We start from the raw sequence: 24,627 nt of genomic DNA, 5'->3' as shown, positions 1-24,627 counted from the left end.
AATGCGCCGCACAATTGCAAGTCCTCCATGTATCATAGCGCATTCGAGCGCCATCCAGCTTCGTCACGGGCCCACCGATGATCAAACGTTTCCTCATTGCCTTCGTCTTCGTCGCGATCGTCGTCGGCGGTATCGTCGGGTTCAACATGTTCCGCGACCAGGCGATCCAGGACTTCTTCGCCAACAGGCAGGCGCCGGCTTTCCCGGTGGCTTCGGTGATCGTCGAGCCGACCGAATGGCAGCCGGGCATCGAGGCGATCGGCACCGTCTACGCCGCGCGGGGCATCGACCTCGCCGTCGAGGCCACGGGCGTCGTGCGCAAGGTCAATTTCCGCGCCAATGACGAAATCGACCAAGGCGATCTCCTTGTCCAGATCGACGACACGATCGAACGGGCCGAGATCGTTGCCGCGCAATCGCAGGTCGACGTCAGCACCCAGGCGCTCGAACGCGCGCAGACGCTGTCGGATCGCGGCGTCAGTTCGGCATCCACCGTGCAGGAGGCCGAGGCCGCCGCATCGTCCGCGCGCGCGCAGATCGAGAGGTTGCAGGCCGTTCTCAGCCAGAAGGCGCTGGAGGCGCCGTTTTCCGGAATGATCGGCCTGCCCCGCGTCGAGGTCGGACAGTATATCTCGGCCGGAACGACGGTCGCGACCTTGCAGGCGCTCGATACGCTGCGGGTCGACTTCACCGTTCCCGAACAGCAGCTCGGACGCCTGTCGATAGGCCAGACCGTCAACATCGCAACGGAAGCCGGCGGCACCGTCGCGTCCGGCACCATCACAGGCATCGAGCCGCGCATCGACCCGCAGACCCGGCTCGTCAGCGTCCGTGCCGAGGTCGACAATCAGGAAGGCGCGCTCAATCCGGGCCAGTTCGTGCGCGTGCGCGTCGAACTGCCGGCCGAAAACGACGTCATCGCCCTGCCGCAGACGGCGGTGACCACAAGCCTCTACGGCGATTTCGTCTATGTCGTCGCCGCGCCCGAGGAAGCGCAGGAACCTGCCGAGGGCGAAGCCGAACGCTTCGTCGCCAAGCAGGTCTTCGTCCAGACCGGGCGACGCAACGGCCAACTCGTCGAACTGACGCAAGGCGTAAATGCCGGCGACCGCGTCGTCGTGGCCGGCCAGAACCGGCTGTCCAACGGCGCGCCGGTCACGCTGAGCCCGCAAGCAGACGCGCCGGCCGGCGAGGACGTGCCCGTCGAAGCTGCGGAGAGCGACCAGTGAACATTTCCGAACTCTTCACCCGCCGCGCGGTCCTGTCGACCGTCCTCGGCGCGCTCATCCTCCTCCTCGGCTTTCAGGGTCTCTTCAACCTGTCGATCCGGGAATATCCCGAGGTCGAGGAGACGGTGGTCACCATCAACACCGTCTATCCGGGCGCCAGCGCCGAACTCATCCAGGGCTTCGTCACGGCGCCGATCGCCTCCGCGGTCGCAACGACAGAAAACATCGACTACGTGACCTCGGCGAGCCGCCCCTCATCGAGCACGGTGACGGTCCAGATGCAACTCGGGGCCGATCCCGACGTCGCGCTGACCGAGGTCATGTCCAAGGTCCAGCAGGTGCGCGGACAACTGCCCTCGGCTTCGGAAGACCCGGTCATCGTCAAGGGCACCGGCCAGCAATTCGCCATCATGTATCTCGCCTTCCAGAACGAGAACATGACGGCCGAGCAACTCACCGAGTATCTCGAACGAGTCATCCGCCCACGCATGTCCACCATCGAGGGCGTCGCCGAAGTCCAGATCCTCGGCGCGGCGAACTATGCGATGCGCGTCTGGATCGACCCGATTCGGCTCGCCAGCCGCGGCGTGACGGCGTCGGAGGTGCTTGCCGCGATCAATGCCTCGAACTTCCTGTCGGCCCCTGGACAGACCCGCAACGAATATGTGGCCTATTCGATCACGCTCGAATCGACGCTCCAGACGCCGGAAGCCTTCGGCGCCCTGCCCTTGCGATCGGACGGCGACGAGGTGGTACGGCTGCGGGACGTCGCCGACGTCGAACTCGCCGCCGAGAACACCGACACGGTCGTCAATTTCAATGGCAATCCGGGCACGTTCATCGGCATCTTTCCGACGCCGTCGGCCAATCCGCTCGATACGGCGGATGCGGTCAATGCCGAACTGCCGGCCATCCAGGCGACGCTGCCGGACGGCATGAACGTTTCGCTCGTCTACAACGCCACCGACACGATCCGCGCCTCGATCGACGAGGTGTTCATCACCATTGCCGAGGCGGTCGCGATCGTGGTGGTCGTCATCCTCCTGTTCCTGGGCTCGTTCCGCTCGGTGCTGATGCCGGTGGCGACGATCCCCCTGTCGCTGATCGGCGTCTGCTTCTTTCTCCTGATGATGGGCTATTCCATCAATCTCCTGTCGCTTCTGGCCATGGTCCTCGCCATCGGCCTGGTGGTCGACGACGCCATCATCGTCGTCGAGAACATCCACCGGCACATCGAGGAAGGGCTGTCCCCGATGGCGGCGTCCATCAAGGGAATGCAGGAAATCTCGCTCGCCATCGTCGCCATGACGCTGACCCTCGTCGCCGTGTTCATGCCGCTCGGCTTCACCGGCGGCCTGACGGGTGCGCTGTTCCGCGAATTCGCCTTCACGCTCGCCGGGGCCGTCGTCATCTCGGGCATCGTCGCGTTGACCATCACGCCGATGATGTCGGCGCGGCTGTTGAAGGCGGGCGGGCACAGCCGCTTCCAGATCTTCGTCGATCGCACCTTCGACCGCCTGTCGAACTGGTACGGCCGCATGGTGTCGGGCTCGCTGAACTATCGCCCTGTGACGCTCTTCATCTCGGCCGCGCTCGTGGCCGTGACCGCCTTCATGTTCTTCAACACGTCGAGCGAACTCGCGCCCGAGGAGGATTCGGGCGCGCTTTTCTCGCTCGTCACCGCACCGCGCTATGCGACGACGCCCTATACCTCGGGCTACGCCAACCAGATCGAGGCGGCGACCAGCGACCTCGAGGAAGTACGCTCGCGCTTTTCCATCGTCGGGCTCGGCGGCCAGACCAATTCGGGCTTCGTCGTCTGGGCGTTGAAGGACTGGGCCGACCGCGACCGCAGCCAGGCGGAAATCCAGCAGGACATCCAGGCGCGGATCGGCACGGTCGACGGCGTCGAGGCGCTCGTCTTCGCGCCGCCCTCGCTGCCGGGGGCCGGCGGCGGCCTGCCGATCTCGCTCATCATCCAGTCGACCGGCGATCCGAGCCAGGTCTACGAAGTGGCCGACCAGATCCGCCGCGAGGCGGAGGCGACGGGCCAGTTCATCGTCGTCCAGAATTCGCTCGCCTTCGACGCGCCGCAGGTGACGGTCACCATCGACCGCGAACGCGCCGCCGCGCTCAACATACCCGTGAGCGATGTCGGCACCACGCTCGGCGCGCTCGTCGGCGGCGGCGCCGTGGCCCAGTTCGATCGCGAGTCGAACAGCTACGACGTCATCACCCAGGTCCCGCAGGAATACCGCGACAACCCCGAAAGGCTCGGCGAATTCTTCATCCGCGCGACCACCGGCGAGATGATCCCGCTGTCATCGGTCGTCACGATTTCGACCAATGCCGCGCCGGCGGCGATCGAACAGTTCAACCAGTTGAACTCGGCAACCATCTCCGCCCTGCCGCTGCCCGGCATCACGACGGGCGCGGGTCTCCAGACGATCACCGAGCTTGCGCAGGCGGCGCTGCCCGATTCGTTCTTCATCGAATATTCCGGCCAGTCGCGGCTGGAAGTGCAGCAGGGCAACACGATCCTTATCGCCTTCTCGCTGGCGATCGTGGTGATCTATCTCCTGCTCGCCGCACAGTTCGAGAGCTTCCGCGATCCGTTCATCATCCTGATGTCGGTGCCGCTGTCGATCTTCGGCGCGATCCTGCCGCTCAATCTGGGGCTGGGGACGCTGAACATCTATACCCAGGTTGGCCTCATCACGCTGATCGGCATCATCACCAAGCACGGCATCCTGTTGGTGGAGTTCGCCAACCAGAAGCGCGACGAGGGCATGTCGATCCGCGAGGCGATCGTCTATTCGGCGACGGTGCGCCTGCGCCCGATCCTGATGACGACCGCCGCGCTGGCGCTCGCCGTCATCCCGCTGATGATCGCTGCCGGCGCGGGCGCCGCAGCTCGCCAGGCGATGGGACTGGTGATCTTCTCCGGTCTCCTGATCGGCACGTTCTTCACGCTGTTCGTGGTGCCGATGTTTTACACCTTCATCACCTCGAAGGAGCGCTCGGAGGCGACGCGCAAACCGGTCGCGAACGGTTCGCCGCAGCCGGCGGAGTAGAAACGCCGGCAATCTGGTCCTGAGTGAAAAGGCGGCTCCCAAAATTGAAGCAGCCTTTTCGCATGAGGGGCGGTATTCCATGTCGCCCCGAAATGAATTGTGTAGCAGCCTCCCCCTTACGCCGACGAAACCAATCGCGCTTGAATCGGTTTAGCGTCCGCCCGATATGTGTCGGGCGTTTGACAGCGCTTAGACGGATTCTTGTAGAGCATGAACATCCAGACCGATCCGGCCCGCATCCGCGACGCCGCTCCGCTTCTGCCTGCCGCAGTCGATACGCCCATTCGCTTTACACCCGCAAAAGACCTGACGCTTCACGCGCTCGGCCATGACCTTGCGGCCGGCCGTTTCGAGGCCGAATTCGACCTCTTCGAACTCGATTTGCGCCAGCGCGCCAACGAGAACGCCGACACCATTCTGGCCGTCGTGACCTATCTGGGCACCGCGCAGCAGAATGGTGAACCGGTGACGCCGGCCGCCAACTGGCTGCTCGACAATCACTATCTCGTCGAGGACACGATTCTTCAGATCCGGCGCGACCTGCCGCCGCGCTTCTTCAGGAAGCTGCCCTTGATGACGCTGCCGGACGGGCGCCAGGTGCCGCGCGCGCTCATCCTTGCCTGGACCTATGTCGCGCAATGCGATAGCGCGATCTCCGTTGCCGGCTTCGAGACCATGGTCGCGGCCTTCCAGGAGGTCGATCCGCTGTCGATCGGCGAATTGTGGGCGCTGCCTTCGCTCCTGCGTTTCGTGCTGGTGGAAAATCTGCGCCGGCTCGCCGTGCGGGTAAAACGCGCGCATCAGATGCGCGCCGTCGCCAACACGGTGGCGGACGAGGCGCTCGCGCAGGGTTCCGTGGAAGAAGAACTGCGCGTGCTCGGGACCTATGAGGCCCATGCGCGCGACACGACCTTCGCCACGCAATTGCTCTTTCGCCTGCGCGACGGGACGCAATATGCCGCCAGCGCGCTTGGCTGGCTGGAGACCGAGTTGGAGCGCTTCGACCTCGACGCGGAGGAAGTCACGCGGCGCGAGCACGCGACCTTGTCCGCCGGCAACGTCACCACCGGTAACATCATCAAGGGGTTGAGGCTCGTCGACGATACGGACTGGACCGTATGGTTCGAAGAACTCAGCCATGTCGACCGGACGCTGCGCGAACATACCGACTTCGCCGACCTCGACTTCCAGTCCCGCGACCAGTACCGCCGCGCCATCGAGGAACTGGCCGCCGGGACCGACCTTTCCGAACGCGACGTGACCGAGCGGGCGATCGCGATGGCACAGGACCGCGCCATCGCGATCGGCCAGCAGACCCGTCCCGACATCGGGCTTTTCGTCGTCGGCCCCCGGCGGCCCGAATTCGAACAGGCGATCGGCTATGCGCCGAAATGGCCAAGTCGCGTGCGCCGCTTCTACAAGCGCACGGGCTGGATCGGGATCGTGCTTCCGGCCGCAATTCTGACCGGCCTGCTGCTCGCCGCCGTCGGCTTCACGCTGGAGGGCATCGGTCTGTCCACCTTCGCGGTGACGCTGCTTCTCGCCCTTTTCTTCCTGCCGGCGAGCGAAGCGGCGCTCGGCCTCTTCAACACGATCGCCTCGCTTCTCGTCGAGCCGACGCGGCTGATCGGCTACGAATACAAGGACGGCGTTCCGGGCCATGCGCGCACGCTGGTCGCACTGCCGATCCTGATCGGCTCGCGCGACGACGTCGAGGATGCGCTTCACAATCTCGAAGTGCATTATCTCGCCAACATGCAAGGAGAGCTCGATTTCGCCATCCTGTCGGACTGGCGGGACAGCCAGTCCGAGCAGACCGGCGAGGACATGGAGATCCTCGACTATGCGCGCAAGCGCGTCGCGGCGCTCAACGCGCGCTATCCGCGCGACGACCGGCCGCGCTTCCACGTCCTGCATCGCCGCCGGCTCTACAACGAGGCCGAAGGCGTCTGGATGGGATGGGAGCGCAAGCGCGGCAAGCTGCACGAACTCAACGCGCTTCTGCGCGGCGATCTCGACACGACCTTCATCGCGCCAACGACACCGCTGCCGACAAACGTGCAATATGTGCTGACGCTCGACGCCGACACGCGCATGACGCGAGACGCCGTCGCCAAGCTCGTCGGCAAGATGTCCCACCCGCTCAACCGGCCGGTCATCGACGCGAAGACGGGCCGCATTCTCTCTGGCTACGGCATCCTCCAGCCGCGCGTCACGCCGTCGCTGACGACGGGCAACGAGGCGTCGTTCTTCCAGCGCATCTTCTCGGCCAATCGCGGCATGGACCCTTACGTCTTCGCGGTATCCGACGTTTATCAGGATCTGTTCGATGCCGGCACCTTCACCGGCAAGGGCCTCTACCATGTAGATGCGATGGAAGCCGCGCTCAAGGACCGGATTCCCGAAAACGCCGTCCTCAGCCACGACCTTCTCGAAGGCGCATGGGCTCGCTGCGGGCTCGTCACCGATGTCGAACTGATCGAGGACTATCCGACGCGCTATTCGGTCGATGCATCGCGCAACCATCGCTGGATCAGGGGAGACTGGCAGCTTCTGCCATTCATCCTCGATCCCCGCTCGGGGGTTCCGGGCCTGTCGCGCTGGAAGATGATCGACAATCTGCGCCGCTCGCTGACGCCGATCTCCTGGGTGCTGGCCTCGATCGCCGGCTGGACGCTGCTGCCCTTCGCCTATGCCGCGCAGTGGCAGGCGCTCTTGATCCTCAGCCTCGTCCTCGCGCTCACCTATTCCATCGTCGACGCGCTGATGCCGCGCAATTCCGAGGCGACGCTGCGCAGTCACTTCTCGGCGCTGGCGCGCGAGTTCGCATTCGCGACGGCTCAGGTCGTGCTGAAGGTCGTGCTCATCGCGCATCAGGCATGGGCGTCTGCCGACGCCATCATGCGCACGCTCACCCGCGTCTTCTTCACCCGTCGCAAGCTGCTCGAATGGCGCACCGCCTCGGACGCGGCGCGCGGCGGCGAGACGCTGTCGACCTACCATGCGATGATGGTCGGTTCCCTGCTGATCGCGCTGATCGGCTTTGCGATCGCCGTCATCGGCGAGCGCACCGGCGTCATCGTGGCCGGCATCTTTTTCCTGTTCTGGGCCGGCGCTCCAAGCTTTGCCTGGCTGATCAGCCGATCCGCGGAGACCGAAGACCAACTCGTCGTCACTCCCGCCGATGCCGCCAAGCTGCGCACTGCCGCCCGCCGAACCTGGCTCTATTACGAGACCTTCGTGACGGCCGAGCACAACTTCCTGCCACCGGACAATTTCCAGGAGATTCCCTCCCCGGTCGTCGCACCGCGCACGTCGCCGACCAATATCGGCATCTATCTGCTTTCGATCGTCGCGGCGCGCGATTTCGGCTGGATCAGCATGGCCGATGCCGTGCGGCAGATGGAAAAGACCATCTCGACCATCGAGCGTATGGAGCGCCATCGCGGCCATCTCTACAACTGGTACGACACGCAGACGCTGAAGCCGCTTCTGCCGCTTTATGTCTCCTCGGTCGACAGCGGCAATCTGGCGGGTCATCTCGTTACCGTCGCCGCCACTTGCAACATCTGGGCCCAGGCACCTGCCGCCCATCTTCAGGGCGACTATAACGGCATTCTCGACTGCGTGACGATCCTCGAGGAAAGCCTCGATGAACTGCCGGACGACCGCCGTCCGCTGCGTCCGCTGCGCCAAAGGCTGCGCGAGCGCATCGAAGGAATGCAGCGGGCGGTCGAGACGATCCGCAGCGAGCCGGAGACGGCCGCAATCCGCACAATCAACCTGGCCGTGCTGGCGGCCGACATCCGCAAGCTGGCGCGCTCCATCGACGAGGAAATCGGCTCCCATGCCAGCGAGACGCTGGCGCTGTGGGCCAACAAGCTCGAAGCGACTTGCCAGTCGCATATCGCGGACTCGCATATCGAGGACGCGCATGTCACCGCGCTTCGCCGCGACCTGATCGCGCTGCGCGATCGGGCGCGTCAGTTCGCCTTCGAGATGGACTTCTCGTTCCTGCTGCGCGGCGACCGCAAGCTGCTCTCGATCGGTTACCGCGTCGATCAGCGCCAGCTCGACGAAGCCTGCTACGACCTCCTCGCCTCGGAGGCTCGGCTGACGAGCCTCTTTGCCATCGCCAAGGGCGACGTTCCCACTGACCACTGGATGCGGCTCGGTCGTCCGGTGACGCTTGTCGGCTTTTCGGGCGCGCTCGTCTCCTGGTCGGGCTCCATGTTCGAATACCTCATGCCGCCGCTCGTCATGAAGGAGCCGCTTGGCGGCATCTTGAACCAGACCAGCAATCTCATCATCGCCCGCCAGATCCGCTATGCGCGCTCTAAGGGCATTCCGTGGGGCATTTCCGAGAGCGCCTACAATGCGCGCGACCGCGAGATGACCTACCAGTATACCAATTTCGGCGTCCCTGGCCTCGGCCTCAAGCGCGGCCTGGCGCACAATACCGTCATCGCGCCCTATGCGACGCTGCTCGCCGCCCAGTTCAAGCCGCGCGAGGCGGTGCTGAACCTTGCCGAACTCGAGGCGATCGGCGGGCGCGGGCGCTACGGCTATTACGACGCGATCGATTTCACGCCGACGCGCGTTCCGGCCGGCGCTCCTTGCGCCGTGGTGCGCAACTACATGGCCCATCACACCGGCATGTCGATCGTCGCCGTTTCCAATGTCGTCTTCGAAGGACGGATGCGCGACCGCTTCCATTCCGATGCGGTGATCGAGGCGGCCGAATTGCTGCTTCAGGAAAAGGCGCCGCGCGACGTGCCGGCCACCAAGGCCCGCGCGGAAGCAGGCGACCGGTCGACTGCGGAGGAGATCGAGACGAGTTCGGACATCCGCGTCGTCGCAGACCCGGTCCACGCCCTGCCGGCGACCAGCCTGATGTCGAACGGCTACTACAGCGTCATGCTGACGGCCAGGGGGACCGGCTACAGCCGCTGCGGCGACATCGCCGTCACCCGCTGGTCGGGCGATCCGGTTGAGGACCGTTCCGGCACGTTCATCTTCGTCTCGGACCCGGCGACCGGCGCATGGTGGTCTGCCACCGGCGACCCGAAGGCGGCGGAGAACGAGCGCACGGAAGCCATCTTCAGCGACGACAAGGCGACGTTCATGAAGCGCGTCGGCCCGATCACGACCAAGGTCGAGGCGATCGTTACCTCCGAGGCGAACGGCGAAGCGCGGCGGATCACCATTTCCAACAATGGCGATGCCGACCAGCATCTCGAAATCACCTCCTATGGGGAACTCGCGCTGGCGCCGGAAGCGAGCGACCAGGCGCACCCGGCCTTTTCCAAGATGTTCGTCAGGACGACCATCGCCAATGAGGGCAGCCTGATCCTGGCGCGGCGCAACAAGCGCGCGCCCGGCGAGGCGGACGTCGCCTTCGCCCATTTCGTCACCGCGGGCGCTGGCATCTCACGCGAGGCGCGTGCCCAGACCGACCGTCGCGAATTTCTCGGGCGCGGCCGCTCGATCGTCGATCCCGCCGCCTTCGACCGCAATGCAAGCTTCGAGGGCAAGGATGGATTCACGCTCGACCCGGTCCTGTCGATCCGCTGCAAGGTGCGCGTGCCGGCCGGCAAGGAAGTCTCGCTGACCTTCTGGACCGTCGTGACGGCGAGCGAGGATGATGCGCGCGCGGCGGCGACACGGTTCGACAATCCCGAATCCTTCGAACGCCAGGCGATGCTCGCCTGGACGCGCTCGCAGGTGCAGACCCGCCATGTCGGCCTGTCGCTGGCGGATGCCGCCGGCGTCCAGAGGCTCGCGCGCTATCTGCTCTATCCCGACCCGGCGCTACGCGCGCCGTCGGAAGCGATCGTCGAGGGACTTGGCTCGCAAAGCACACTCTGGCCGACCAGCATTTCGGGAGACTTCCCGATCTTCGCCCTGCGGATCGCCGACGTCGCCGATCTCGAAATCGTCGCCTCCGCCCTGCGAATGCAGGAATATCTGCGTACGCACGGCCTCGTTGCCGATCTCGTCATCGTCAACGAGCAGGCGTCTTCCTACGTGCAGGATCTACAGCAGGCGATCGAGCAGCTTTGCGACAACAGCCGGATGCGCGGCCGCGAACTCGGCCCCCGCCAGCACATCTTCGCAGTGCGCCGCGACCTGATGGACGAGCGCACCTACAAGACGCTGCTTGCCGTCGCGCGCGTCGTCCTGCACACGCGCAATGGCACGATCTTCGACCAGATCGACCGCGCCGAGGCCATCGCCCATCAGGAACTCGGCCAACGCCGGGCGCTGGCGCCCGCGCAAGCCGCCAAGCCCGCCGCGCGGCTGGCGCCTGTGGCGGCAGCCGATGGAAGCGGGCTTGCCATGTGGAACGGTTATGGCGGCTTTGCCGACGAGGGCCGCACCTATGTCGTCAGGCTCGACGGACGGCGGCACACACCGCAGCCCTGGATCAACGTGATCGCCAACGAGAGTTTCGGCTTCCACGTTTCGGCCGAGGGCGCTGGCTTCACCTGGAGCCGCAACAGCCGCGACTTCCAGATCACACCCTGGACGAACGATCCCGTCACCAACCGGCCGGGCGAAGGGCTCTATGTCGTCGACCGCGATACGGGCGAGGCATTCGCACCGGCTGCATCGCTCCTGCGCGATCCGTCGCTGATCTATGAGGCGCGGCATGGCCAGGGCGTGTCGATCTTCTCGGTCGAGCGCAATCGCATTGCAGCGGAGTTGACGCATCTCGTCGACCCGACCGACCCTGTCCGCATCTCGTGCCTGAAGCTTGCCAATCGTGGAGATGCGCCGAAGCGGATGCGCGTCTACGCCTATGTCGAATGGGTGATGGGCGTGAACCGAACGCGGACCAGCGCGACCACCGTGCCGGGCTTCGACGCGACCGTCGACATGGTGACGGCAGCCAATCCCTACCATCTCGACTATGGCGACCGCGTCGCGTTTCTGGCCGGCGACCGGCCGCTCCAGTCCTTCACATGCGACCGAGCCGAGTTTCTCGGCCTGCGCGGCTCGTCGGAGCGGCCGGCGGCAGTCGTTTCGGGATCATCCCTATCCCGAACGGCGGAGGCCGGACGCGACATATGCGGCGCCATCGCCTTCGACATCGACATCGGCGCCGGCACCGAGGAAGTGCTGACGCTCTATATGGGCGATGCGGGTTCGCTCGCCGAGGCGCGCAGTCTCGTCCAGCATCATCGCCAGCAATCCTTCGATGAGCGCCTTGAGCGCAACGGCGAAAGCTGGCGGCATTTCGCCGAAGCGTTGCAGGTCGAGACACCCGATCCGGCCTTCGACGCGCTGGTCAACACCTGGCTGCCGTATCAGGCCTTCGCCTGCCGCATCCGCGCGCGCGCCGCCTTCTACCAGGCGAGCGGCGCTTATGGCTTCCGCGACCAGTTGCAGGATACGCTCGCACTTCTCCTGCACGACCCGTCGCTCGCCCGCGCGCAAATTCTCAACGCGGCCGGACGCCAGTTCCGCGAAGGCGACGTGCAGCACTGGTGGCTGCCGCGCTCGGGCGCCGGCGTTCGCACCATGATTTCGGACGACGTTGTGTGGTTGGCGCATGGCACGCATCGCTACCTCACCGTGACTGGGGACGCGGCCGTCCTCGACGAGAACTTGCCGTTCCTCGAAGGCGAGATGTTGCAGGAAGGCCAGCACGATGCGTTCTTCACGCCGCAGCCGTCGAAGGAAAGCGCGTCGCTCTACGAACATTGCGCGCGAGCGCTCGATCTTGCCGTCAGGCGCACCGGACCGCACGGCCTGCCGTTGATCCTCGGCGGCGACTGGAACGACGGCATGAACCGGGTCGGCGAAGCGGGGCGCGGCGAAAGCGTCTGGCTCGGCTGGTTCCTCGCCGCCACGCTGCGGGACTTCGCGGCCATCGCGGACGAACGCGGCGATACACGCCGCGCCGAGGCGTGGCGCCGCCATCTCGACCAGCTCAAGATCGCCATTGAGGAATCCGGCTGGGACGGCAAATGGTATCGCCGCGGCTATTTCGACGACGGCTCGCCGCTCGGCTCCAGCCAGTCCGACGAATGCCGGATCGATTCGCTCGCCCAATCCTGGGCTGTCCTGTCCGGCTTCGGACCGAAGGAACGTGCGAACCAGGCGATGACGAGCGCGCAGGAATGGCTGCTCGACGACGAGAACGGCCTCATCCAGCTCTTCACCCCGCCCTTCGAGAACACGCCGAAGGAGCCTGGCTACATCAAGGGCTATCCGCCCGGCGTGCGCGAAAATGGCGGGCAATATACCCATGCCGCGACGTGGTTTGTGCTGGCCCTTGCGGCGCTCGGTCGCAGCGATGACGCGTACCGGGCGTTTTCCATAATCAATCCCGTCAATCACGCTGCCGATCGCGCGGCAGCGGATCGCTATCGCGTCGAGCCTTACGTCGTGGCGGCGGATGTCTATTCGCAGGCCGAGCGCGCCGGTCGCGGCGGCTGGACCTGGTATACCGGGTCGGCGGGATGGCTCTACCGGGCCGCCGTCGAGGGAATTCTCGGCATCGAACGGGCGGGCGAGACGGTTTCGATCGCGCCGCGTCTTCCCTCCAACTGGCCGGGATTCCACGCGAAAATGCGGTTCGGACAGGCCGAGTACCGGATTTCGATCAACCGCGGATCAGCCGAATCGATTGTTCTTGACGGAACGCAAGTGCAGCAAATAAAGCTTTCCGATCAGGGCCATCACGAGGTCGTCGTTACCGTCGCAAACGGTGAATTGGGCTAGGCATCATGCGCCGCATTGGTACCGCATTTTCGGCGCACGATCCCAATTGATCAAACATTTCCGATTGTTAAAGCATCACGGAAAGTAACGACCATTCGCTCTTCTTGTAGCGAAAATCGCAACCCGTCCCCCACATACCCGATTGTTCAGAACCGCACCCTGCCGTAGCGTCATTTATGTTGCGGCGCACCATGGAATTTGAAAGGCCTGATGCCGTGTCCCTAGTGGAAGTGTACTGGAGAGCGCTGACCTATCTTGCCGCCGCCCGCGGCAAGGTCGCCGTCATTTGCGGTTCCAACGTCCTGCTGGCGATCGTCGCCATTGCCGAGCCGATCCTGTTCGGCAGAATCATCGACGCCATTTCCGAGAAGGCGGACGTGACGCCGGCGCTGGCCATGTGGGCCGGCCTCGGCGTGTTCAACGTCGTCGCCTTCGTACTCGTCTCGCGCGGCGCCGACCGGCTCGCCCATGCCGTGCGCGGCGACGTCCTTGCGCGGTCTTACGAGAACGTCATCACGATGCCGCTCGCCTGGCACTCCAAGCGAGGCACGTCCAATTCGCTGCATACGCTCCTGCGGGCAGTCGAGGCGCTGTTCAGCCTGTGGCTCGAATTCATGCGTCAGCATCTGTCGACGGCCGTCGCCCTCGTGCTTCTCGTCCCGACCGCGATCTCGCTCGACCTTCGCATGTCGATGGTGCTGTTCACCCTCGGCGTCGCCTATGTCGTGATCAGCCGCCTTGTCATGAAGAAGACCAAGGAAGGTCAGGCCGAGGTCGAGCAGCACTACCACAAGGTCTTCGCGCATGTGAGCGATTCGGTCTCCAATGTCTCGGTGCTCCAGAGTTATGGCCGCATCCAGCAGGAGACGCAGGCACTCAAGGAGCATATCGGCCGCCTGATCGGCGCCCAGCATCCCGTCCTCGACTGGTGGGCGCTGGCGAGCGCGCTGCAACGTCTGTCCTCGACCATCTCGATGATGGTGGTACTGATCATCGGCGCCCTGCTTGTCTCGCGCGGCGAACTCAGGATCGGCGACGTCGTCGCCTTCACCGGCTTCGCCACGCTTCTCATCAGCCGCCTCGACCAGGTGACGGGTTTCGTCAATCAGGTGTTCGAGGCGCGTGCCAAGCTCGAAGCATTCTACGAGATCGAGGATTCGGTCGAGGAACGTGTGGAAGCCCATGATGCAAGGGTTCTCAACCGCGTTGAGGGCAATGTCGTCTTCGACAACGTCAATTTCCGCTTTCCCGGCACGAGCGAGGGCGTGAGCGACATCTCGTTTTCAATCGGCGCCGGACAGACGGTCGCGATCGTCGGCCCGACGGGCGCCGGCAAGACGACGCTGATCAACCTTCTCCAGCGTGTCTACGATCCGCAATCCGGCGCGATCTATGTCGACGGCATCGATACGCGCACTGTCACGCGCAACTCGCTGCGCCACCAGATGGCGACCGTGTTCCAGGATGCGGGCCTGCTCAACCGCTCGATCGAGGACAATATCCGCCTTGGCCGCGAGGACGCGCTGAACGGCGACGTCCACCATGCGGCCCGCGCGGCGGCGGCCGAGGAATTCATCCTGGGCAAATCCGGGGGCTATGACACGATCGTCGGCGAACGCGGCGGGCAGTTGTCGGGCGGCGAGCGGCAGCGCATCGCGATCGCCCGCGCCATCCTCAAGGATGCCCCGATCCTCGTCCTCGACGAGGCGACGAGCGCGCTGGACGTGGAGACCGAAGAGCAGGTCAAGCAGGCGATCGACCGGTTGCGCGAAAACCGCACCACCTTCGTCATCGCCCACCGTCTGTCGACGGTTCGCGACGCGGACATGGTGATCTTCATGGATCGCGGCCGCATCGTCGAGATGGGCGGCTTTGGCGAACTCGCGCAGAGCAATGGCCGCTTCGCCGGCCTGCTGCGCGCTGGCGGACTCCTGAACGACGAGGAAGTGCGCCGCTCCTTCCGCCTGGCGCCGTCGATCGAAGCGGCCTGATCCGAGCCCACACAGGGCGGGACCGCCAAATGGCGGTTCCGCTCATTTCAGCGCCAACTGAAACGAAGTTTAGCGAAACGTGATCCTCCGGGAGGATCGCTTTGGGTAATTAACGCGTTGACGATATGCTTCGAGCATTGCCGCAACTTTCCCCCGGCGGTGCTGCCAGAGCGGTGTCTTCACCTCAGGAAGGGACGCCTGGCTTGCGAAGCGGCATGAATCCGTTTCGCACCGTTGGAATCTATTCGCATGATGAATGCCAAGACCCCCGTTCGAGATACCAGGATCGACGTGATCCGCGCGGTCGCCCTGCTTTCAATCTTCATCAACCACGTTCCGGGCAATCCGATCGAGGTCATCACGCACAAGAATTTCGGCTTTTCCGATGCCGCGGAAGCCTTTGTGCTGATCTCCGGCGTCTCGGCGGCGTTGGCATACGGGCTGAAATTCGAGGCCGGCAATCGCCTGATCACGACCCTGAAGACATGGCGGCGAGCTGGCGTTCTCTACATCGCACAACTCGGCACCACCATGGCGACGCTCGGGATCTTCTCGTTCTTTGCGCTCTATTTCGGCGCACCGCATCTGCTCGCCAAGATCAATATCGAGCCGGTCGTCACCGACACGGCCGCTTCGCTTGTCGGCATCGTCACGCTCGGCCACCAGCTCGGCTACAACAACATCCTGTCGATGTACGGGATCGTGCTGTTGCTCCTGCCGCTGTTCCTCATGATCGGAACGTTGAGCATCGGCTGGATGGTCGTCGCATCCGGCTTGTTGTGGATGGTCGCCGGTCTGCTGCCGATCGCACCACCGCAGTTCCCAAATGGCGGCTACTGGTTCCTGAACCCGTTCTCGTGGCAGTTCCTGTTCGTCATCGGCATGGCCGTCATGATGCACGTCAAGCGCGGTGGTGCGTTGCCGGTCAATCGTTGGCTGGTCGGCGCGGCAGTGCTCTATCTCGTCACCGCTCTCCTGTGGGTGCGCGTCCCGCTCTGGGGCATCGACATCTCGATGGGTCTACCGAAGATCTTCACCGGCTTCGACAAGACGTTCCTGTCGCTGCCGCGAATGCTGCATGTTCTGGCCGCCGGCTATCTTCTCTATGCGCTCCCGCAGCTTTCGAACCTCTTCCGAACACGCCATGACAATCCGCTGGCGATGCTCGGGCGTCATGCGCTTCCGGTCTTCGTCGTCGGCACCATCCTGTCGATGGGGGCGCAAGCCTGGCGCGGCGTTTTCGCCCCGACGGTTTTTTCCGACATCGTCATCGTGACCGCCGGCATCGCGCTACAATTCGCGCTTGCCTACTACATCGAGTGGTACCGCCGGCTGCTCAAGAACGCGCAGGCCGCGCGCGAGCCCAAGCGCGTCGTCTTGCACGGACGCGACCTTGCACCAGTCCCTGTACGGAGCAGCCAAGCGCAGCGTCGATAGACGCCTCTCCCGGAAAATGAAAAAGCCCCGGCAATCTTCGTGTGCCGGGGCTTTTTCATTTAACCGTTCATCTGTCTCAAAGCGACTTCTTCGTCCATTTCTGAATGACGCCGACGATGCCTTCGCGGAAGAGCATGACGCAGATGACGAAGACGATGCCCTGCACAATTGTTACCCAGGCGCCCCATGTCGCCAGATAGTTCTGCATGGTCACGATCACCGCCGCACCGACGATCGGCCCGAACACCGTGCCCATCCCGCCGAGCAGCGTCATCAGAACAACCTCGCCCGACATCGACCAGTGGACGTCGGTCAGCGAGGCGAGTTGGAAGACGAACACCTTCGTCGCTCCGGCAAGCCCGGCCAGCGTCGCCGAAAGAACGAACACCGTCAGCTTGTAGCGGTTGACGCGGTAGCCGAGCGAAATCGCCCGCGGCTCGTTCTCGCGGATCGCCTTCAGCACCTGACCGAAGGGCGAATGGATGATGCGGTAGATGATCAGGATGCCGATAAAGACGATCGCCAGCACCATCCAGTAGACCGCGAAATGGCTTTGCAGGCTGATAATGCCGAACAGATTGCCGCGCGGCACGCCCTGGATACCATCCTCGCCGCCGGTGAACGGAGCCTGGAGGGAGAAGAAATACACCATCTGGGCGAAGGCCAGCGTCACCATGGCGAAATAGATGCCCTGGCGGCGGATGGCGAGCGAACCGAAGACGAGGCCAAGCACCGCGGCGGTCGCGGTCCCCGCCAGGATCGACAGTTCCGGCGACAGGCCCCACACCTTGGCGGCATGGGCCGAGATGTAGCTCGCCGAGCCGAAATAGGCGGCGTGGCCGAAGGACAGCAGGCCGCCAAAGCCGAGCAACAGGTTGAAGGCGCAGGCGAAGAGCGCGAAGCAAAGCACCTTCATGACGAAGACGGGATAGAGCATGAAGGGCGCGACGATGCCGGCCGCCAGCAACATGGCGAAGATCGCCATGTGGTGGGTCGGCATTCCCATCGTCTTTTGCCGGATGCGCGGCTCGGCGACGGCCGAAGTCGTTTCGGTATCGGTGACGGAAACCATCAGGCGGTCCTCCCGAACAGGCCGGCGGGCTTTATCATGAGCACGATGGCCATGATGACGAAGATGACGACGGCGGAGCCCTCAGGATAGAAGACGCGGGTCAGGCCCTCGACGAGGCCGAGGCCGAAGCCGGTCAGGACCGAGCCGAGGATCGAGCCCATCCCGCCGATGACGACCACGGCGAAGACGACGATGATGAGGTCAGCGCCCATGTTCGGATTGACCGAATAGATCGGCGCGGCGAGGACACCTGCAAAGCCCGCCAGTGCCACGCCGAAGCCGTAGGTCAGCGTGATCATCAAGGGCACGTTGATGCCGAAGGCGCCGACCAGCGTCGGGTTCTCGGTGGCGGCGCGCAGATAGGCGCCGAGTCGCGTCTTCTCGATCACGAACCAAGTGCCGAGGCAGACGGCGAGCGAGGCGATGACCACCCAGCCGCGATAGTTCGGCAGGAACATGAAGCCGAGATTCTGGCCGCCGGCCAGTTCCGCCGGAATGCCGTAGGGCAGGCCCGAGATGCCGTACTCGTTGCGCAGAAGGCCCTGCATGATCAGCGCCAGACCGAAGGTCAGGAGCAGGCCGTAGAGATGGTCGAGGTGGTAGAGCCTCGATATCAGAAGCCGTTCGATGATGATGCCGGTCGCGCCGACGATAATCGGCACGAGAAGCAGCGCCCACCAATAGCCGATGCCGAGATAGTTGAGCAGCATCCAGGCCACGAAGGCGCCGAGCATATATTGCGCGCCGTGGGTGAAGTTGATGATATTGAGCAGGCCGAAAATGATGGCAAGGCCCAGGGACAGCATCGCATAGAACGAGCCGTTGATCAGGCCCAGCAGCAACTGGCCGAAAAGAGCTTGCGGCGGAATGCCTAGGAGCTCGAACATGTGTGCATCCCGTGGTCGAGAAATACTGGAGATGAAATGCGGCGCGGCTCAAGGCCGCGCCGCACCGGTTGACGTCCTATTCGACGAGCGAGCAGCCGCCGTCCTCGAGCGGACGGAAAGCCTGAGCGGCAGGGGTCGTCGAGACGGTTTCGTAGTAGTCCCACGGGCCTTCCGACTCGTCCGGCGTCTTGACGCGGAACAGATAGGAGTCGTGGATCTTGCGGCCGTCAGCGCGGATTTCACCCTGGCCGAAGAGCGGATCGTCGGTCGGCAGTTCCTTCATCTTGGCGACAACTTCCTGGGCACCCTTGTCACCGACGGCCTCGACGGCCTTCAGGTAGTGCAGAACGCTCGCATAGACGCCGGCCTGGACCATGGACGGCTTCTTGCCGTTCTGTTCCTCGAAGCGCGCCGACCATTCGCGGGTCTGGTCGTTGAGGTTCCAGTAGAAGCTCTCGGTCAAGAGCAGGCCCTGGGCAACGTCGAGGCCGAGTGCATGAATGTCGTTGATGAAGACGAGCAGGCCGGCGAGCGACTGGCCGCCTTGGGTGATGCCGAATTCCGACGCCTGCTTGATCGAGTTGATCGTGTCGCCGCCGGCATTGGCGAGACCGATGACCTTCGCGCCGGACGACTGCGCCTGGAGCAGGAAGGACGAGAAATCCGTGCCAGGGAACGGGGTGCGCACGGTGCCGACGATCTCGCCGCCGGCGCCTTCCACGACAGCCGAGGTGTCGCGCTCGAGCGCATGGCCGAAGGCGTAGTCCGCGGTCACGAAGAACCAGGAATCACCACCGTTCTCGACGACGGCGCGACCGGTGCCATTGGCAAGCTGCCAGGTGTCATACGTCCAGTGGATCGTGTTCAGGGAGCAGGCCGAGCCGGTCAGATCAGACGTGGCGGCGCCCGAATTCAGGAACACCTTGTCGGATTCGCGGGTGATGTCGTTGACGGCAAGCGCCACCGACGAGGTCGGCACGTCGACGATCACGTCGACATTTTCCTGATCATACCACTGGCGGGCGATCGTCGATCCGACGTCCGGCTTGTTCTGGTGATCGGCCGAGACGATCTCGACATTGATCCCCTTGCCCGCGGCATCGAAATCCTCGACCGCCATGCGGGCCGCCACGACCGAGCCTTCGCCGGCGATGTCGGCATAGATGCCGGAGCGGTCGTTCATGACGCCGATCTTGATGTCGACGGCATAGGCCGGCGCGGCGAACACCGCGGCAGCGATCGATCCGAGAAGAATCGTTTTCAGTTTCATGTCCTCACTCCTCCACTTGCGACGCTTATGAGCGCCTTCCTCAGTCAGACGCCAAGATAGGCGTGCAGTTTCTCGATGTTGGCATCGAGTTCGTCGTTCAGGATCTGGTCGACGACCTTGCCCTGTTCGACGACGAAATGACGGTCCGCGACGGTCGAGGCGAACCGGAAGTTCTGTTCGACCAGAACGATGGTGAAGCCCTCCTGCTTCAGCCGCGCGATGGTCTTGCCGATCTGCTGGATGATGACGGGCGCGAGGCCCTCGGTCGGCTCGTCGAGAAGCAGCGTCTTGGCGCCGGTGCGCAGGATGCGTCCGATCGCCAGCATCTGCTGCTCGCCGCCCGACAGCTTGGTGCCCTGAGAGTTCAGGCGCTCCTTGAGGTTCGGAAACAGCTCGAAGATGCGATCGACCGACATGCCGCCGGGCTTGACCTGTGGCGGCAGCATCAGGTTCTCCTCGACCGAGAGCGAGGAGAAGATGCCGCGCTCCTCGGGGCAATAGGCGATGCCCTGTCGCGCGATGGAACGCGCCGGAAGCTTGATCGTCTCCTTGCCCTCGAAGGTCACCGAACCTGTGCGCTTGCCCAGGATGCCCATGATCGCCTTCAGCGTCGTGGTCTTGCCCGCGCCGTTGCGGCCGAGCAGCGTAACCACCTCGCCAGGCCGGACATCGAAGGTGACGCCGTGCAGCGCATGGCTCTCGCCATACCAGGCGTTGAGGTCGCGGACCGTCAGAAGCGGCGCGGCTGCGGTCTGCGTCGCCGGCTTGGCGGCAAGGGCGGCATCATGCATGGCCGGCTCCGATATAGGCTTCGACCACGCGCGGGTCCTTGGAAACGGTGGCATAATCGCCTTCGGCAAGCACCTTGCCGCGGGCGAGAACCGTGATCGTGTCCGACAGGTCGGCGACGACCGACAGATTGTGCTCGACCATCAGCACCGTTCGGTTGGCGGAAATGCGCTTGATCAGCGCGGAGATGCGCTCGACATCCTCATGGCCCATGCCGGCCATCGGTTCGTCGAGGAGCAGCATCTCGGGGTCGAGCGCCAGCGTCGTCGCGATCTCCAGCGCCCGCTTGCGACCATAGGAGAGTTCGCCGGCGAAGGTGTTCGCGAATTCCAGAAGGCCGACATCGGACAGAAGCTCGTGGGCGCGCTCATCATATTGCGTCAAGACCTTCTCGGAGCGCCAGAAATCGTAGGAGTCGCCACGCTGGCGCTGCAAGGCGATGCGGACATTCTCCATCGACGTCAGGTTCGGGAACACCGCCGAAATCTGGAAGGAGCGCACCAGACCCAGCCGCGCAATGTCGGCCGGAGACATCGAAGTGATGTCCTCGCCCTTGTAGGTGATCTGGCCACGCGAGGGCGGCAGAAACTTGGTCAGGAGATTGAAACAGGTGGTCTTGCCGGCCCCGTTGGGACCGATGAGCGCGTGAATCGTGCCCCGCTTCACGCTCAGATCGACGCCTTCCACGGCGAAGAAGCCCTTGAACTCCTTCGTCAGGTCGCGCGCCGACAGAATGATACTGTCAGTCATGCGTATATGTTCCTCCTCGGCACCCGTCCGAACGCTGCGTGGCTTGTTGCCGGGCTCTCCCATGGCCCACCATCGCACCGCCCTTGGTCCAGGCGCTTGTCGTTGCCGCATGAATACATGCCAGCGCGGCAGATGCAAGTTCGTAGAAATACGCTGCCTTGCACCGCACAAAGCGTTATGAAATCAGATGTTTCCCTGTTCGCAAGCGCGAATTCTACGACTTAAGTCTAATATGAATTCGACACTTACCCTTGGTCAGATCGCGCTCTGGTTGACGCGTCTCGACAGTTCCTCAACCGTCTCGACGCGCTCGGAATACCGGTCCGTGAGATAGTCCGAACGGCCGCGCAGGAGGAGGGTGAACTTCATCAGTTCCTCCATCACGTCGACCACCCTGTCGTAATAGGGCGACGGACGCATCCGGCCGGCATCGTCGAACTCGTTGAACGCCTTGGCAACCGACGACTGGTTGGGGATCGTGACCATGCGCATCCAACGGCCGAGAACCCGCAACTGGTTGAGTGTGTTGAAGCTTTGTGACCCGCCGCTGACCTGCATCAGCGCCAGCGTGCGCCCCTGCGTCGGGCGCATTCCGCCCATCGACAGAGGCAGCCAGTCGATCTGGGCCTTCATGATGCCCGTCATCGCGCCATGGCGTTCGGGCGAGCACCAGACATGGGCTTCGGACCACATCGACAGGTCGCGCAATTCGCGCACCTTCGGATGGTCGGCGCCTTCCGCATCCGGCAAGGGCAAACCGCGCGGATCGAAGACCTTGACATCGGCGCCGTAGCTTTCGAGAAGCCGCGCCGCCTCGAGCGCCAGAAAACGCGAATAGGATCGCGCGCGCAGCGAACCGTAAAGCATCAGCACGCGCGGCTTGTGCGCTAACCGGTCCGGGGCGAAGAGCACGTCGCGATCGATCGGGCGAAACGCCTCCTCCCGCAACGCAGGAAAATCGGTCATGTCAGCGCGCCTTCACCACATCGCCATCCTCCTTGACGAAGTCCTCGGGAAGGGGGTTCGGCAAAATGTCGAGGACGGCCTCCGATGGCCGGCAAAGCCGCGTCCCTTTCGGGGTCTCGACGATCGGTCGGTTGATGAGGATCGGATGGGAAACCATGAAGTCGACGAGTTCGTCGTCGCTCCATTTGTCCTCGCCCAATTCGAGTTCGGCATAGGGCGTCCCCTTTTCGCGCAGAAGTTCGCGCGGCGACATGTCCATCCTTGAGATCAGTTCGACCAGCCTTTCACGGGATGGCGGCGTCTTCAGATATTCGACGACGACCGGTTCCTCGCCCGAGGCGCGGATCATTTCCAGCGTGTTGCGCGAGGTGCCGCAGGCGGGATTGTGATAGATGGTGACGGCCATTTGGAAACCCTCAGGAAAACCAGTGGCGGGTGCGGTTGGCAAAGGCGACCAGCGACAACATCACCGGCACCTCGACCAGCACGCCGACGACGGTGGCGAGCGCGGCGCCCGAATTGAGGCCGAACAGGCCGATGGCGACCGCCACTGCCAGTTCGAAGAAATTCGACGTACCGATCAGCGCGCAGGGCGCAGCGACGTTGAACGGCACCGTCCAGGCGCGCGCGGCGAAATAGGCGAGGAAGAAGATGCCGTATGACTGGATCAGCAGCGGGATTGCGATCAGGACGATCACCAGCGGATTGTCGAGTATCACATTGCCCTGAAAGGCAAAGAGCAGCACGACGGTCGCGATCAGGCCGATCACGGAAGCCGGCTTGAGCCTGGCCGTGAATTCGGACACGGCCGCATCCCCCCCTTTGCCATCGGCGCGGTCGACCAGCCATTTGCGAACCAACGCGCCCGCGACAAGGGGAATGACGATGTAGAGAACCACCGAGAGCAGCAGCGTTTCCCACGGCACGACGATGTCGGCAACACCCAGAAGCAGGGCGACGATGGGCGCGAAGGCGAAGACCATGATGATGTCGTTCACCGAGACCTGAACCAGCGTGTAGTTCGGGTCGCCGCGCGTCATCTGGCTCCAAACGAACACCATCGCCGTGCAGGGCGCGGCGCCGAGAAGGATCAAGCCGGCGATATATTGCTGCGCGTCGGCCGGATCGATCAAAGGCGCGAACACATATTCGAAGAACAGAACCGCCAGCGCAGCCATGGTGAAGGGTTTGATCAGCCAGTTGACGACCACGGTCAGCAACAGCCCCTTCGGCTTGTCGCCGACATGGCGCAGGCTGGCGAAATCGACATTGACCATCATCGGGAACACCATCGCCCAGATGAGGATCGCAACCGGGAGGTTGACCGATGCGATCTCCAAGCCGGCCAGGAAGCCGACGAGGCCGGGTGCAATATTGCCGATCAGAATTCCCGCGAGGATCGCGGCAGCGATCCAGACCGAAAGCCATTTTTCGAAAAAGCCGATGCCCGCCGGCACCGGAGCGCTCACAGTCTCGTTCGTCATGGAGAAAGTCCGTTCAGGCGATCGCGTCGCCGCTTTGGCCGATCTCGTCGAGCCGACGCTTAAGCGCCAGCCGGCCGACAGCCTCGAAAGGAAGGGCAGTGAAGACGGATATGCGATTGGCCAGCATTCGATATGCCTCGGCGAAGGCGAGATGCTTTTCGGCATCGGTGCCGTCCGCACGCGCAGGATCGGGCACGCCCCAGTGCGCCGTCATCGGATGGCCGGGCCAGACGGGACAGGTCTCTCCAGCGGCATCGTCGCAGACGGTGAAGATGAAATCCATCTGCGGCGCGCCGGGTTCGGCGAACTCGTCCCAGCTTTTCGAGCGCGCGAAGGTGGTGTCGATCTTCATGCTCGAAAGCAAGTCGAGCGCGAAGGGATGCACCGAGCCGCGCGGATAGGACCCGGCCGAATAGGCGCGCGACCGGCCGCCGCCCAATCGGTTCAGGATTGCTTCGGCAAGGATCGAACGGGCGGAATTCGCCGTGCATAGGAACAGGACATTGTACGATCTTTCGGACATCACACCCTCCTTCAGCACTTGCAGATGATGGCGTCGAGAACGGGACGACAGATGTCCGGCTCGCCCTGACAGCAATCTTCCATGAGATAGGCCATCAGGTCGCGGAAGCCGGTCATGTCGGCGAAATAGCGGATGACGCGGCTTTCGCGTTGCGAACGGACAAGACCTGCTGCCGTCAGGATCTTCAGATGCGCCGACATCGTGTTCTGCACCGCGCCCAGCCGCCCGGCGATCTCTCCAGCGGGGATGCCGGTCTCGCCCGCGCGCACCAGAAGCCGGAACACGTCGAGCCGCGTCTCCTGTCCGAGCGCGGCAAGAGCCGCCAGCGATTGCATCTTATCCATATATCTATCCTTCTGGATATATACTTATTCTGGCATATCGATCTTGTCAATCGACCAATCGCGTCTGGACAAGCTTGCCGC

General features: G+C 63.8%; 15 protein-coding genes. 5 read left to right on the top strand and 10 right to left on the bottom strand.

Annotation, left to right across the window (positions count from 1 at the left end; all coding sequences use genetic code 11):
- The first annotated feature begins 77 nt into the window (after positions 1–77).
- The 5 genes from PZ895_RS03720 to opgC all read left to right on the top strand — a co-directional run bounded on the left by PZ895_RS03720 (position 78) and on the right by opgC (position 16,461).
- Positions 78–1,229 (top strand): efflux RND transporter periplasmic adaptor subunit, encoded by a 1,152-nt coding sequence (locus PZ895_RS03720; RefSeq protein ID WP_275837704.1) that lies wholly within the window; start codon positions 78–80, stop codon positions 1,227–1,229.
- Positions 1,226–4,303: an efflux RND transporter permease subunit gene (locus tag PZ895_RS03715; RefSeq protein ID WP_275837703.1), complete on the top strand. Its 3,078-nt coding sequence runs from the start codon at positions 1,226–1,228 to the stop codon at positions 4,301–4,303. The genes PZ895_RS03720 and PZ895_RS03715 overlap by 4 nt, the downstream gene beginning before the upstream one ends.
- Before the next feature lie 210 nt (positions 4,304–4,513).
- Positions 4,514–13,033 (top strand): glucoamylase family protein, encoded by an 8,520-nt coding sequence (locus PZ895_RS03710; RefSeq protein WP_275837702.1) that lies wholly within the window; start codon positions 4,514–4,516, stop codon positions 13,031–13,033.
- Positions 13,034–13,248: 215 nt separating this feature from the next.
- Positions 13,249–15,024, top strand: a complete 1,776-nt coding sequence (locus tag PZ895_RS03705) for a glucan ABC transporter ATP-binding protein/ permease (protein WP_275837941.1) — start codon at positions 13,249–13,251, stop codon at positions 15,022–15,024.
- Positions 15,025–15,273: 249 nt separating this feature from the next.
- Complete coding sequence (gene opgC / locus PZ895_RS03700) at positions 15,274–16,461, top strand: OpgC domain-containing protein (protein ID WP_275837701.1); 1,188 nt, start codon at positions 15,274–15,276, stop codon at positions 16,459–16,461.
- Between the two features lie 76 nt (positions 16,462–16,537).
- Here opgC and PZ895_RS03695 read toward each other — a convergent pair whose 3' ends face one another.
- The 10 genes from PZ895_RS03695 to PZ895_RS03650 all read right to left on the bottom strand — a co-directional run bounded on the left by PZ895_RS03695 (position 16,538) and on the right by PZ895_RS03650 (position 24,546).
- A complete protein-coding gene (locus PZ895_RS03695; RefSeq protein WP_275837940.1) occupies positions 16,538–17,446 on the bottom strand; it encodes a branched-chain amino acid ABC transporter permease in 909 nt (302 codons plus the stop codon).
- Positions 17,447–17,532: 86 nt separating this feature from the next.
- On the bottom strand, positions 17,533–18,420 hold the full coding sequence (locus PZ895_RS03690; protein WP_024586644.1) for a branched-chain amino acid ABC transporter permease: 888 nt from the start codon (positions 18,418–18,420) through the stop codon (positions 17,533–17,535).
- 76 nt (positions 18,421–18,496) lie between these two features.
- Positions 18,497–19,690 (bottom strand): ABC transporter substrate-binding protein, encoded by a 1,194-nt coding sequence (locus PZ895_RS03685; protein ID WP_275837700.1) that lies wholly within the window; start codon positions 19,688–19,690, stop codon positions 18,497–18,499.
- A 44-nt stretch (positions 19,691–19,734) separates the two neighbouring features.
- Positions 19,735–20,481, bottom strand: a complete 747-nt coding sequence (locus PZ895_RS03680; RefSeq protein WP_275837699.1) for an ABC transporter ATP-binding protein — start codon at positions 20,479–20,481, stop codon at positions 19,735–19,737.
- Positions 20,474–21,229, bottom strand: a complete 756-nt coding sequence (locus PZ895_RS03675) for an ABC transporter ATP-binding protein (RefSeq protein WP_275837698.1) — start codon at positions 21,227–21,229, stop codon at positions 20,474–20,476. The genes PZ895_RS03680 and PZ895_RS03675 overlap by 8 nt, the downstream gene beginning before the upstream one ends.
- Positions 21,230–21,484: 255 nt before the next feature.
- Positions 21,485–22,195, bottom strand: a complete 711-nt coding sequence (arsH, locus tag PZ895_RS03670; RefSeq protein ID WP_275837697.1) for an arsenical resistance protein ArsH — start codon at positions 22,193–22,195, stop codon at positions 21,485–21,487.
- Between the two features lies 1 nt (position 22,196).
- Complete coding sequence (arsC, locus tag PZ895_RS03665; protein WP_275837695.1) at positions 22,197–22,601, bottom strand: arsenate reductase (glutaredoxin); 405 nt, start codon at positions 22,599–22,601, stop codon at positions 22,197–22,199.
- A gap of 10 nt (positions 22,602–22,611) precedes the next feature.
- Positions 22,612–23,679, bottom strand: a complete 1,068-nt coding sequence (gene arsB, locus PZ895_RS03660) for an ACR3 family arsenite efflux transporter (protein ID WP_275837693.1) — start codon at positions 23,677–23,679, stop codon at positions 22,612–22,614.
- Positions 23,680–23,692: 13 nt separating this feature from the next.
- The gene (locus PZ895_RS03655; RefSeq protein ID WP_275837692.1) at positions 23,693–24,202 is read right to left on the bottom strand and encodes an arsenate reductase ArsC; all 510 of its coding nucleotides are present in this window, start codon (positions 24,200–24,202) and stop codon (positions 23,693–23,695) included.
- 11 nt (positions 24,203–24,213) lie between these two features.
- The gene (locus PZ895_RS03650; RefSeq protein ID WP_275837691.1) at positions 24,214–24,546 is read right to left on the bottom strand and encodes a metalloregulator ArsR/SmtB family transcription factor; all 333 of its coding nucleotides are present in this window, start codon (positions 24,544–24,546) and stop codon (positions 24,214–24,216) included.
- Positions 24,547–24,627 lie beyond the last annotated feature (81 nt).

The organism is Mesorhizobium sp. YIM 152430 (assembly GCF_029210365.1).
GTDB lineage: Bacteria > Pseudomonadota > Alphaproteobacteria > Rhizobiales > Rhizobiaceae > Aliihoeflea.
Note: the sequence above shows the minus strand (reverse complement) of the source record. Positions and strands in the feature narration are given on the sequence as shown.